The sequence below is a fragment of the Roseovarius nanhaiticus genome, assembly GCF_900156535.1.
Taxonomy (GTDB): domain Bacteria; phylum Pseudomonadota; class Alphaproteobacteria; order Rhodobacterales; family Rhodobacteraceae; genus Roseovarius; species Roseovarius nanhaiticus.
In genome coordinates, this window is sequence record NZ_FTNV01000001.1 from 1,171,715 (window position 1) to 1,184,061 (window position 12,347).

A 12,347-nucleotide genomic window follows, 5' to 3' on the forward strand; every position below is an offset into this window, starting at 1 on the left:
CGAGATTTGGCGCCGGTACGGGCTCCGGCTATGCGTTCAAGGGCCATGTAACCGCCCGGCGCGCCGAATTCAATTGGATCTGTGGGAAGGACATGCCAGCGCCGGACCCGATGCCGGGGTCACGCGGGCTAGGCCCGGCTGATGCCGTCCACATCCGTGTTGCCAGCAGGGTCGTCGACATCTGTGTCGGCTCCGTTTGGCGTGTCGGGCAGGACCAGCGGCCCGTCCAACGATGCCCTTGCGCGCAGCCATTCCACCATCGCGGACGGGTCCATGGGCCGCGCGAGGCCAAAGCCCTGAACCTGAGGACATTTCGCACGGCGCAGTACCTCCACCTGGGTCTGTGTTTCGACCCCTGACGCAATCACATCCATCCCGAGCACGGCGCAAAGACGAATGATTGCGCGCGTGACGACCCGCGCCCGCGGGTCGCGTCCGAGCCGGCAGACCATGGTGCGGTCCAGCTTGATCGCGTCGATCTCGACCGAGGACATATGCGTAAGTCCGGCATAGCCCGACCCGAAATCATCCAGCGCCACGCGGACGCCCAGCGCGCGCAGGCGGGTGATGGCGCCCGTCACATCCAGCGCGCCGCCCATCATCATCGCCGTCTCCAGTACCTCTATGCAGATGGCGTGCGCAGGCAGATCGCGCGACTGAAGCGCCCAATCGAGCAGCGCGGGGTAATCCGCATCGACCAGGATCGAGCTGGACACGTTGAGCGACATGCCCAGATCCGCAAAGCCCTGCGCGTGCAGATCGGCCAGCGCATCCAGCGCGGCGTTCATCGCCAGATAATCGATCTCGCTCAAAAGCTGGGTCTGATGCGCGGCCGGCAAAAATGTGGCCGGGTGCAGCAAACCGCGCGTGGGATGGCGCCAGCGCAGCAACGCTTCGCATCCGGTGATGCGGTTCGTGCCCAGATGCGCGATGGGCTGAAGGTGGACACAAAGCTGCTCGTGCTCGACCGCTGCGCTCAGATCGCGGCTGATCTGCTGTTCGTCCCGGTGCCGCCGCCCCAATTCGGGCGTGTAGAGGATGGCGCGCCCCCGGCCTGCCTCCTTGGCGCTGTAGAGGGCCTGATCGGCCTGCCGGATCAAGGTCTCCCCATCCAGCGTTGCGGGCGTTTCCATTCCATCGGTGCTGGATCCGGACCCCTCGTGGCCAGGCATGCTGGCGCCGATCGAGATACCCGGCATGATGGTCTGGTCGCGCCAGCGCAGCGGGCGGCTGGCCCCCGTCAGAATCGCCTCGGCGCGGCGCACAAGGCTGCTGCGACTGCCAATATCGGGACAGATCAGCACAAACTCGTCGCCACCCATCCGGCAGGCCAGATCGTCTTCGCCCGCCGCCTCGCGAAGGGCGGCAGCGACATGGCGCAGCACCGCATCGCCTGCGTCATGGCCCAGCGTGTCGTTGATCTCCTTGAAGCGGTCCATGTCCAGTTGCAGCACGCCCATGCAGCCCCTGCGCAGGCTGTCGCGTGCGGTACCCGAGGCCAGGAACTGCGACAGTTTCTTGCGGTTGCCGAGGCCGGTCAGGTCGTCGTGATGGGCCGCATGCTCCAGATCGTCCTTCACCCTGCGCAAATCCGTCTGCACCTCGATCTCGGTCGAGATGTCGCGGCAAGTGACCACCACCATCTTTTCCGAGTCGGAGGGGCCCAGATCTATCAGTGCGTGGCTTTGCTGATTCCAAAAGCGGCTGCCGTCGCGCCGCATGTGTCGCGTGACGCGGTACGTGTCGAATATCGGGCTGCCGGGCGCATAGCGAAACCGTGCCAGCGCCTCGGGCGCGGGGCGCGTCTCGGGCGGCATGATCATCTCGGACGGATTGCGCCCGCGCATCTCGGCCAGGCTCCAGCCCAGCATCCGCTCCAGCGCCGGGTTCATCCAGCGCATCCGCCCGGCCATGTCCAGCACCGCAATTCCGTCGCGCGCGTGGTCAAGGATGAGCTGGCTCAGCCATGGCTCGGACCAGCGGCCGGCCTCCTCGTGCGCAGCCCCGCCACCCCGCGCGTCCGCGTGGCCCGACACCGCAGCGCGGCAAGATTGGCCGCGCGCATCATCATGGTCCTGTCTGCCGGGGCTCACGCCGTCACCTACCTGTTGCATCCGCGGATGACCTTGCCCTCAGCGCCGTTAATATCCGGTGGCCTTCACCACGCTTTCTCGTTAGAAAAATCAGCGAATTTTAGGAGAACTTGGGGATGGCCAACGCCGCGCGCCAACTGGTCCTGCCGCCCGCGCGGCCGGGCCGCGTGATCGGGCTGCTGGGCGGGTCGTTCGATCCGCCGCATATGGGTCATGTGCATATTACGCGCGAGGCGCTCAAGCTCTTTGGCCTTGATGCGGTCTGGTGGCTGGTCAGCCCCGGCAATCCCCTGAAGGCGCGCGGCCCCGCGCAGCTGGAGCGGCGCATGGCGGCGGCGCGCGAGATCATGCAGCATCCGCGCGTTCATATCAGCGACGCCGAGGCGCAGATCGGGGCGCGCTACACCGCACGGACGCTGGCGGCGCTGCAAACGGCGCGGCCGGACGTGCATTTCGTCTGGCTGATGGGCGCGGATAACATGGTGCAATTCCACCTCTGGCAGGACTGGCGCCAGATCATGCAAACCGTGCCCATTGGCATTCTGGCCCGTCCGGGTGCCCGTCTGGCCGCGCGGGCCTCGGTCGCGGCGCGCGTCTATGAGCATGCGCGCGTTCCATTGGGCAAGGCGCGCATGCTGGGCCGGATGGAGGCGCCGGCCTGGTGTTTCGCAAATGTGCCAATGATGGCCCTGTCGTCGACCCGTCTGCGCGCATCGGGCGCCTGGTAGCACGCCCACCTCCTGCGCCGCGCCCCCACGCATATGTCATCGCTGCGCCCGCAGAAGGCGATTGCGGCGCGCGCTCCGCTGCGGTTAAATCCGCGCATGATACATTCTTTCTCGCGCCGCTTTTTCCTTGGCTCCGGCATTGCCGCCCTCGCGGGCTGTGCGCAGGCCGGTGCGCCTGCCGTATCGCTGCGTCCGCAACTGCGCCCTGGCGATCTGGGCCAGCTGCCAGATGCCAGCAAACTGATCGAGGCGGCCCGCCTCGGCGGGGATGTGGGCTTTGCGGTGATCGACATGACCACCGGCCAGGTGCTGGAGGCCCGCGAGGGGACCCGCGGGTTCCCCCCCGCCAGCGTGACCAAGGCGATCACGGCGCTTTATGCGCTGGATGCGCTGGGGCCGACCTATCGGTTCCGCACGCAACTGGTGGCCACGGGCCCTGTGTCGAACGGGATCATCCAAGGCGATCTGGTGCTGGTTGGCGGAGGCGATCCAGTGCTGGATACGGATGCGCTGGGCGATATGGCGGCCAATCTGCGGGCCGCAGGTGTGCGCGGCGTCACGGGCGCCTTCCGCGTCTATGGAGGCGCGCTGCCCTATGAGCGGGTGATCGACCGCAGCCAGCCCGATCAGGTGGGCTATAATCCGGCGCTGTCTGGCCTCAGCCTCAATTTCAATCGGGTGCATTTTCAGTGGGAGCGCGGATCAGGCGGTTACGCGGTAACGATGGATGCCCGCTCGTCCCGCTTCCGCCCCGAAGTGCAGGTGGCGCGGATGAGGATCGCGGACCGCGCGGCGCCGCTTTATACCTACACTGATGGCGGAGATCACGATCAATGGAGTGTGGCGCGCGGGGCGCTGGGCAAGTCCGGCTCACGTTGGCTGCCCGTGCGCCGCCCCGCGAATTACGCGGGCGAGGTCTTTGCCAGCCTTGCACGGGCGCAGGGCATCACTCTGGGACCGGCACTGACGCAGCAGGGCGCCCCCGGCGGCACGGCTCTGGTCAGCCATTTCAGCGATCCGCTGCCTCAGCTGCTGACCGGCATGCTGAAATTCTCCAACAACCTCACGGCCGAGCTGATCGGGATGACGGCCACACGCGCCCGCATGGGCGGCGTGGCATCGCTCGCCGCATCCGCGCGCGAGATGACGGGCTGGGCGCAACGCGATCTGGGGCTTGAGGGCGCGCGTCTGGTCGATCATTCGGGGCTGGGCGACGCCTCGCGCGTCTCGGCGCTTTCGCTGGCGAAGGTGCTGACCCTTGCGCATCGCAGCGCGGCGCTGCGCCCAATGCTCAAGCCGTTTCGCATGCGTGGATCGAACGGCAGCTTTGATGACAAACACCCCGTCCGGGTCGAGGCCAAGACAGGCACGCTGCATTTCGTCAGCGCGCTTGCGGGCTACGCGACCGGCCCGTCGGGCCGCCCGCTGGCCTTTGCCATCTTCACCCAAGAGCCTGCGCGCCGCGCCGCCATCGCTGGCATGCAGAGCGACTCGCCCCCTGGTGGGGCTGACTGGAACCGGCGCGCAAAGGGTTTGCAGCAAGCCTTGATCGAACGCTGGAGTGCGGCATACGGCGGATAGGACGCAAGCGTTTTCATGCACTGGATAAACGTCGTTATGACCGGGGACATCCCTAAGCTGCGAGCATTCTGACACGCCCCGCGAAACCACCCTTGCACCGCGCCGCGCCATCCACTAATTGAACTCTACCACCACGGCAGGCGAGTTGGCGGAGTGGTGACGCAACGGATTGCAAATCCGTGTACACCGGTTCGATTCCGGTACTCGCCTCCAATACTTTCAAGCACTTGCGTCACCCTGCTTGTCCTTTCCCTTGAAATTTGAAACAGCCGTTGAAACTTTCACGTTCTGGGCTTGTTCTGTTCCGTGCGGTCTCTAGCTTCCTGTGCGCGCGTCGCGAGCACTTTTTGGCGTACACGTCCACCATATTTCTTAAGCATTTCGACACCAGAGTGCCCCGTTACCGCCTTAACCATTTCGTCGTCGCAGCCCGCTAAGTAGAGCTCAATCGTAGCGTTTTTGCGCAGGCCGTGCGTCACGTACGTTGGTGCTTCCGGATGTTGCATTGCCGCCTTCACCTTGCGCATTTCCTGCGAAATTGCACGGTAGCTTGCTGGGCGTCCTCCAGCTGCTGTGACCACGGTGAGGCCCTTTTTTTCTAGCGTCGCAAGATAGGTGGTGAGACGCGCGGTGAGCGGGATCCACATTGGCTTTTGACCTTTGCCCTGCGTCATATCCCAGTAGCCATCCTTAAAGTGGTCCCATCGCATGGTGATAACGTCACCGATCCGCTGCCCGGTCCCCACACACAGTTCATAAACGAGTCTGGCTCGAGCAGGCGCGATCAACTCGAACTCCCTCCGCACTTCCTCTGGCCAAGGTTCCCAGCCATCGCCGGGTTGCTTGAAGAGAGGTATGCCCCGCGCAGGGTTGCCGTCCTCTTTCTTGAGGAACCCAATCAGGCGCGCGTGGTTCATGAGTACTACCATGACCTGCACTAGGTAGTTCGCGCGGCGCCAGCTGTCAGCATTCGCTCGGTGTAGTTGATAAATATGCTGCGTCTCGATCTTAGCTGGGTCTTTCTCCCCCCAAATCTTCCGAATGTGCTCCATGTACCTGCGATAGTCTGCCTTGGTGCGCGGCTTCTTAGCGCGATAGGCATCGCTCTCGTAGTAGCTAAGTATCAACGTTTCGAAGGTACGTTTTCCGGGCTGTCCCTGCCGGACCTTAAGAAGCCGGTGATAGTGCTCCCAGAATTCTGCAGTGCCAAACTCTTCCTTAATCATCACAGACTGCCCTCTGGAGCGCCTGATGAAACGAAGATAACCGCGGTCCTCGTAGACATACTTTGGCAGATGTTTTCGCGTCATCAGCGCATCCGTAGATCGTTTTCAAGGAAATCGTCCAAGGGCTCGGCGTCGCTCATCGCGGCATCTATGGTCACGCTACCGTCCGGCTTGATCTCAAATTTGGCTCTCACCCAACCAGCTTCACGAGTTTCGCGAAGAAGGGCGGCAACTGCACGCTTAGCTGCTGTTTGTGGTCGCGGTTCGGGCATGGGCTCCACCTTAACTAATTCGCGCCAGCCTGATCCTAGCACTGGGGTAGGTTACCGGCGGCAGTAGACACTGCCGTCGTGAGTTCTTGCATCGGGTCGCGAGCTCAATCTGGCCCCTCCACTTGCTCCTGGTCCCGGCCGTCGGGAACCACCATGTTGCGCTCGACAAAGTCCGCTATGGCGTCTTCCGGCAGATAGAACGTGCCGCCTATCTTCAGATGCTTGATCTGCTTGGCAGCAATCAAGCTTCGGATCCGTCGCTCCGGCCAGCCACTGCGCTCTGCCAGCTCCCTAGGAGAAAAAAGGGCACAATCGGACATCATTCTTCCCTTATCCGTTCAAATAGGTAACAATGCAGCAAGAAGCGGCACAAGTGCTCGTTTGTTACCAGATTGAGGCACATTCGTTACCATGTCAAGCCAAGTCGCCTATGTTGGTCAAAGAATGCGTGAGGTTCGCGAAGAACTCGGCCATTCGCAGGCGAAACTTGCCGCGATGCTTGAGCTATCGGACCGGGCCTACAAAAACTACGAACTCGGGAAGCGCGAGGCACCCTTATCAGTCATCGCTGAATTTTCTTCGAAATTTAATGTCGATCTGCGCTGGTTGGTCTTCGGCTCTGATAGGCAGTCTTTTGATACCGCATTGGTGGAGCTTGCCTGCGAAACGAGCGCCATAACGTTTTCCATGGCCATATCAGAATCCAAGGCAATTCTGACTGATAAAAAATACGATAAATTTTATCGATACGTTTTGGATCAATGTATGATCAAGGGAACATCACCCGAGCATGAAGCTAAAGCGGTCTTTGATCTTATGAGAGGTGACGATGAATAGAGTCCCCAATAGGCCCTCATTCTGCCCGGAACATCGGGAAAGCCTTGATCGACACCTTGGTCAACTAGCGAACAGAATTCGGTTGGCTGGCTTTGTTGTGGCATCTATTGCAGTAGCCGCCAAAATCGGAACGCTGGCTTCGCCAGAGGTTCTCGGCGGAGCTCTCTCATGGTTCTTTCCGATTATCGCATCAGCTGGCTTCGGTGCTGCGATAGCGGGTGAAATATTCTGGCGCACACTCTTGCGACTCACTTCGGTTGACTCTTCGGACTTCTGAAGTTCCCAGAACTCAACGCCCATAAACACACCATGGCGATCATAGCGCTGTGAGGAGAATCGAAAGTCAGAACGTGAGTAAGTTTGGAAAGTCTAAGCATACTGTGGTGAGTCTGTTCTCTGGCTGCGGAGGGTTAGACCATGGCTTTCAAGAGACTGGTTTTGACATACTTGGCGCCTTTGATAGCAACTCCGCCGCCATGGACTGCTATCGCAGTAACAACAAAACACCGACAAAGATCGCCTTGATTTCCGAACAATTCGAGATCCCTGGCAATGTCGACGTCATCCTGGCTGGCCCTCCATGCCAGGGCTTTTCCACTGGCGGTGGATATAAAGAAAATGACGAACGAAATGACTTGCTGTTGGTGACATGCCGATTGATAGCCAAGTACCGACCGAAGCTGGCTGTTATCGAAAACGTGGCTGCCTTGACCAACAAAAAGAATGTGTCCTATTTTAGGGCTGCGCTCTCCATCCTGTCGGAGGCGGGTTATTATTGCACGGCCAAGGTATATTCCGCCGATGAATTTGGAGTCCCGCAGCGTCGAAAGCGGACAGTGATAGTCGCGAGATCAAATGGAGCACTAATCACTGATCTAAGCCCGCAATCCCTAGGGCGTGCAACTGTCCGAACCGCTCTTGAAGGTATCAATTTTGACGCTCAAGCTCATTCTCCAACTTATCCAGAGCAAGGTGGCAAACACGATATTATTGCTAAGAAAATCAAGCCAGGTCAAAAACTCTGCAATGTGCGCGCTAGCGCTGCCAGCGTCGCTACATGGGAAATTCCTGAATGGTTCGGCGCAGTGAGCGCTGCCGAACGAGTAACGCTAGAAACCATTAGGACGCTGCGAAGAAGAAATCGCAAGCGCAGCTTTGGGGATGCCGATCCGGTTTCGCTTGATGAGATAAATCAGCAGAATTCGAGTATAACTTCGGAATGCCTTAGCTCCCTCCAAAAAAAGGGATATCTAAGGAAAGTTGGCGACCTCTACGACCTTCGAGATACCTTCAACGGAAAGTATCGACGTCTTTCGCTCGATGATGTGTCGCCCACCGTAGACACGAGATTTGGAGATGTGCAGCTGTTCTTGCACCCTTTGGAGAATCGTGGACTAACCATACGAGAGGCCGCGAGGCTACAAGGATTTCCTGATGAGTATTCATTCCCCGAGCGAATGAAGGATGCATTTCGTATGATAGGGAATGCTGTTCCGCCGCCGATGTCCAGACAAATAGCAGAGTACTGCAGGGAAATTCTCGCATGACGCGTATAAAGAGTATTCCAGAAGGCTGGGATTTTCCCTACGACGGAAGCCCGCTGCCATCTCAATCGGTCTCTATGATCGACTTCCTGAGTAAGAAGGTCTTTAACGACTACGAGCCGTCACAGTTTCAGCCATTTAGGCTCCGATTGATTGACTGGCTGAACAACGTTGATACGGAAGAGGAGCAACATCACCTCCTAGCACTTCTTCTGAGTGTCTTCTTTGTTGGTAGAAGGGAGTTTGAGGCTCTCTACAGGACCGCCTACCACGGAAACATATTCCGCTGGGTTTTGGCTGATGAAGACCTCGATGTCTTTTCAGATGAGCTGGAAAGCACTGTGACAGGGAGAATCAATAAATCTTGGATTTGTCCGATTTCGGATAGCCTTAGAGTAAATTCGTTCCTCAAGGTTAATGGCCTGAAAAGCTTAGATAAGCGCCCCGATTGGAGGTCACTTAAGCAATTTGGCGACCTTGAGAAGATAAGATCCTACGTGGAGAAAAAGAAGATTTCGGACCTTGTTCTTCTTGAGGATTTTGTGGGATCTGGCACGCAGGCGAAGGCCGCTATAAAATTCGCAGCAACCACGCTCCCCAACACTAGAATTCTGCTGTGCCCATTGATTGTATGCCCAGTTGGGGACAAAACGCTCGCGGAAGAAGCTGAAAAGTTCGAGAACGTGACCTACGACCCTGTTTTGGTGCTGCCCGAAACTGCGTTCCATACATATTCTGATGATGCAGCGGAGAATGAAACGCCTATTCATAAATTTCTGTGCGGCCTCAACGAAAAGCTCGAAGGAGACACGGAGAAGTTTATGTTCGGCTTTATGAATACGGGAGCAAAGGTTGTGATGTACTCTAATTGCCCGAACAACACCTTGCCCATTTTTCATCATGAAACTGAAAACTGGAAACCCCTTTTTCCTAGAGTGAACAGACAGTAATGAAAGCGAATCCATTCTTCGAGCTCTATGTTGGCGATCGTATCAGTTCTAGCGAATTCGTTACGATCTTTAGCCCCTTGCTCGTACCGCATACAGAGCCGCTCTTCCTCCCTGGGAACATCGTAGTGACTGGCATCCAGGGTTGTGGCAAGAGTATGTTGCTCAAGCTATTAAAGCCTCAAACGCGCATTGAGTACGAAAAAGCCAGAGAGCCATTCCCAGTACCTTCGACGTTAAGAAAGTTCGTCTGCGGTTCAGTGAACCTTGCTCATAGCAGCGTGATCGATTTCGGTTATCGAGACTCCATCGATGAGGACGTCCAGAAAACCGAGATAATGTTCGCAGATTTCCTGAATTACTTGGTGTGCGACAGCCTCCTGGAAGCGCTATCCATTTATGGAAACGCATCTCAGGACATCAGAGATGAAGTTGGCTTGCGGTTTAGCTTGGAACAAATGAACGCCTTGGCGCGTGAGGTATCCAACCTCGAAGTTTGGGAAGGATGGGTGGGCGAATGCAACTCCATTTCGGAGCTCCGCGCTAGGCTCCAACGGAGAACAAAGCTCTACAGAAGGTACGTTCATGGGAAGGATTCAGAGCTTTCTCCCGACGTATTTGATACCGCGACCCCAGTTGGAGCCCCGCAAGCTGCAATCGCAGAGCTCCTTCACACGAGTGGTGCTATTGATTCCGATACCCACGTATTTGTGGATATTGATCAGTACGAAGAACTTGGAAATATCTCATCTAGGGATACGCCCGGGCAGAGCGTTGACTATCGGTCGGTCATAAATAAGGCTCTTGCATCTAGGAATCCGGAAATATCGTATAGAATTGGCACGCGCGGCTATTCTTGGCGTAGTCACGGAAGGATACACGGCACGAACGGCAACTTGGAGTTCATGCGCGACTACAAGTATATTGAGCTGGACCAGATATTGAAGAAAGATGAATCTGATAGTGCTCGCGCCGATAACGTATTTGATAGTTTTGCGCGAGACGTCTTCGAAAGACGTTTAAGGTACGCCCAGTTTGCCGTTTCCCCAGATGAAGGGGGTGATCTACTCGAGAGGGTGTATGGAACGCACCTTACTCCACAGAAGAAAATCAACCTTATGAGCCTCCGGGACCCGGAGAAGTATATTGTTGTCGATCAAGCCTGGTCTGAGAGTACGAAGGTAGCGCTCAAGAGCCTTGCTAAGAGGGACCTATTCTCGGCAAAACTTGGGGAATTCTACACACGGCAAAAAGGTGACAGAGAGTCCTTAGAGGTTAAGGACGACCAACTTCCGTGGATGCGGAACTCTAATAGATGGTGGAGGAAGGAGAGGTCGAATGTTCTCTCTATCATTCTCGCATCGCAAAGTCGGCAAAAGTCGATATGGGGCGGAGCTGATGAAGTCCTTGAGCTATCGGGCGGTAGTATCCTTGTGTTCCTCGGGCTAAACCAGTTTATTTGGAGCACTTGGCTTCAAAAATCTGGAACGGAACATTCAAGAACGGCAATCCCGGAAATTTCGGTTACAGTTCAGTCAACTGCGATCATGCGGACTAGCCATGCATGGTTTGACATGATTTATCAGCAATCCGGGCGCAGCGCGGAAAGGGCTCGTTTTGTGAAGCAAGCCGCAACCGACCTTCGACAAAAGCTGCTCAAAGATGATAAATTGAGCTATCCGGGCGCGAATGGATTCTCACTCACTATTGAGGACTTGGATAACTTCCCTAGCATTCGAGGCTTTCTCGAGCAACTTGCAGACTACGGAAATATGCTAATGCTCGACCATACCACCAAGAATGTTGGCGGGGGGCAGCGGAAGAAATTTTATTTTCATCCAATTCTTTGCCCAAGTCTTGGCCTGCCGTATGTCCGCACGAAAGAGCCGCACTACTCGAAGGTAAAAGAAGTTGCAGACTGGATTCAGAAGTCTGGTTTTGAAGTTTCATTGGCGCACGACGGCGGTCCGCAACAAGAAGAGCTGTTCTAAGATATGCAAGGCTTCAAATTTCGGCCATGGGGCCGTCCAAGCTGGCTTCGGACCAAGTTTGGCAATCAAAGCTGGTGTGTTTTGGCATGCCAAGGCACAGAAAAGCGTAGCGTGAAATCTGCGGTGGATATCGCTAAAGCTGAAGATTTCGTCTTCTTGGTCCGGATTGACGATCCGAACATCGGGCCGGAACAAGAGTACAATGAGCGAGTCCAAGTTCTTTCCGACAACCTAAAGTATTTCCAGGAAAATTGTGAATGCGGTTATGAGGTTCGAAGCGGCGACCTCAAGGCCTCGATCGATCTAATTCGGAAAATTTGTGACGAGGCCATAGACAAATCAGATAGCATAATTTTGGATATCACCTCGTTTCCAAAGCGCTGGTTCTTCCCTATGGTTCGCCACTTGGTCAGCAATGGGCGAGTGAAGAACCTCCAGGTAGTCTACACTAAAGGGAATGGTCACGCCGAATCTCTTTCAGAGAATCCGGAAATTCTTCGTGTTCTGCCGACTTTCGTCGATGACGATGATCGTAGCGACCATGATTTTGCGTTTGTTGGGGTTGGCTTCCACACCCACGGCATGCTTCAACTGTTCGGTGCTGACAAGACTATGTCACTGCAGCTGCTATTTCCTTTTCCTCCAGGTCCACCAGGCATCCAACGCAATTGGAAGTTCGTGCAGGAGGTGGAAATGAAGGTGCACAAGGAGGACGGGCACACATCTAGCCCCGATCCAATAGCTTACCTTCACCTCGACTCAATTGATGTTTCGCAAGCCTTTGATGCTATGAAGATTGTAACTGAGGCAGGCGAGAGGACGTCAGTCATGGCTCCTTATGGCCCAAAGACGTTTTCTCTAGCTATGTGCCTTTTCGCTCTTGCTTGTGAGCGCGCGGGGAAAGGAGACGTCCCCGTCTACTACTCGCAGCCGCAGAAATACACGATCGAGTACACGAAAGATGTATGCCTCCGCAACGGCACATTGGACAATTGGGCGTACGCCATCAAAAGAGCAGGAACCTATGTCTACGAAATGTAACGGCGACAGCTATAGAAGCTGCCGCCGTTCAATTTCGTCCAACCGCTACTCTCTGGAGCAAGTAAACGTGCTCCAGATGTCTGCTGC

11 protein-coding genes and 1 tRNA gene are annotated in these 12,347 nt (G+C 56.6%); 8 read left to right on the plus strand and 4 right to left on the minus strand.

Features of this window, described 5'->3' with window-relative positions; translation table 11 throughout:
- Positions 1–128 precede the first annotated feature (128 nt).
- Positions 129–2,093, minus strand: a complete 1,965-nt coding sequence (locus BW975_RS05605) for a putative bifunctional diguanylate cyclase/phosphodiesterase (RefSeq protein ID WP_170846542.1) — start codon at positions 2,091–2,093, stop codon at positions 129–131.
- A 116-nt stretch (positions 2,094–2,209) separates the two neighbouring features.
- Between BW975_RS05605 and BW975_RS05610 the strand changes: the two genes are divergently transcribed.
- The 3 genes from BW975_RS05610 to BW975_RS05620 all read left to right on the plus strand — a co-directional run bounded on the left by BW975_RS05610 (position 2,210) and on the right by BW975_RS05620 (position 4,615).
- Positions 2,210–2,821 carry a nicotinate-nucleotide adenylyltransferase gene (locus BW975_RS05610; protein WP_076531725.1) on the plus strand — a complete coding sequence of 204 codons (612 nt, stop codon included), beginning with the start codon at positions 2,210–2,212 and terminating at the stop codon, positions 2,819–2,821.
- 96 nt (positions 2,822–2,917) lie between these two features.
- Positions 2,918–4,402, plus strand: coding sequence for a D-alanyl-D-alanine carboxypeptidase/D-alanyl-D-alanine endopeptidase (gene dacB, locus BW975_RS05615; RefSeq protein ID WP_076533429.1), 1,485 nt, complete (start codon positions 2,918–2,920; stop codon positions 4,400–4,402).
- Positions 4,403–4,541: 139 nt separating this feature from the next.
- A tRNA-Cys gene (locus BW975_RS05620) sits at positions 4,542–4,615 on the plus strand.
- Positions 4,616–4,683: 68 nt separating this feature from the next.
- Here the strand turns inward: BW975_RS05620 and BW975_RS05625 are convergent.
- The 3 genes from BW975_RS05625 to BW975_RS05635 all read right to left on the minus strand — a co-directional run bounded on the left by BW975_RS05625 (position 4,684) and on the right by BW975_RS05635 (position 6,220).
- Positions 4,684–5,712: a site-specific integrase gene (locus BW975_RS05625; protein ID WP_076531727.1), complete on the minus strand. Its 1,029-nt coding sequence runs from the start codon at positions 5,710–5,712 to the stop codon at positions 4,684–4,686.
- Positions 5,712–5,900, minus strand: coding sequence for a hypothetical protein (locus BW975_RS05630; protein WP_076531728.1), 189 nt, complete (start codon positions 5,898–5,900; stop codon positions 5,712–5,714). Before BW975_RS05630 ends, BW975_RS05625 begins: the two co-directional genes overlap by 1 nt.
- 104 nt (positions 5,901–6,004) lie before the next feature.
- Complete coding sequence (locus tag BW975_RS05635) at positions 6,005–6,220, minus strand: helix-turn-helix domain-containing protein (protein ID WP_212634883.1); 216 nt, start codon at positions 6,218–6,220, stop codon at positions 6,005–6,007.
- Between the two features lie 91 nt (positions 6,221–6,311).
- On the opposite strand from BW975_RS05635, the gene BW975_RS05640 reads away from it, so the two are divergent.
- The 5 genes from BW975_RS05640 to BW975_RS05660 all read left to right on the plus strand — a co-directional run bounded on the left by BW975_RS05640 (position 6,312) and on the right by BW975_RS05660 (position 12,260).
- Positions 6,312–6,737: a helix-turn-helix domain-containing protein gene (locus tag BW975_RS05640; protein ID WP_076531730.1), complete on the plus strand. Its 426-nt coding sequence runs from the start codon at positions 6,312–6,314 to the stop codon at positions 6,735–6,737.
- 383 nt (positions 6,738–7,120) lie between these two features.
- Positions 7,121–8,284 carry a DNA cytosine methyltransferase gene (locus tag BW975_RS05645; protein ID WP_170846541.1) on the plus strand — a complete coding sequence of 388 codons (1,164 nt, stop codon included), beginning with the start codon at positions 7,121–7,123 and terminating at the stop codon, positions 8,282–8,284.
- On the plus strand, positions 8,281–9,231 hold the full coding sequence (locus BW975_RS05650) for a phosphoribosyltransferase-like protein (protein WP_139194219.1): 951 nt from the start codon (positions 8,281–8,283) through the stop codon (positions 9,229–9,231). The genes BW975_RS05645 and BW975_RS05650 overlap by 4 nt, the downstream gene beginning before the upstream one ends.
- Positions 9,231–11,219: an ORC-CDC6 family AAA ATPase gene (locus tag BW975_RS05655; RefSeq protein WP_076531736.1), complete on the plus strand. Its 1,989-nt coding sequence runs from the start codon at positions 9,231–9,233 to the stop codon at positions 11,217–11,219. The genes BW975_RS05650 and BW975_RS05655 overlap by 1 nt, the downstream gene beginning before the upstream one ends.
- A 3-nt stretch (positions 11,220–11,222) precedes the next feature.
- On the plus strand, positions 11,223–12,260 hold the full coding sequence (locus BW975_RS05660; RefSeq protein ID WP_139194218.1) for a hypothetical protein: 1,038 nt from the start codon (positions 11,223–11,225) through the stop codon (positions 12,258–12,260).
- Positions 12,261–12,347: the final 87 nt, after the last annotated feature.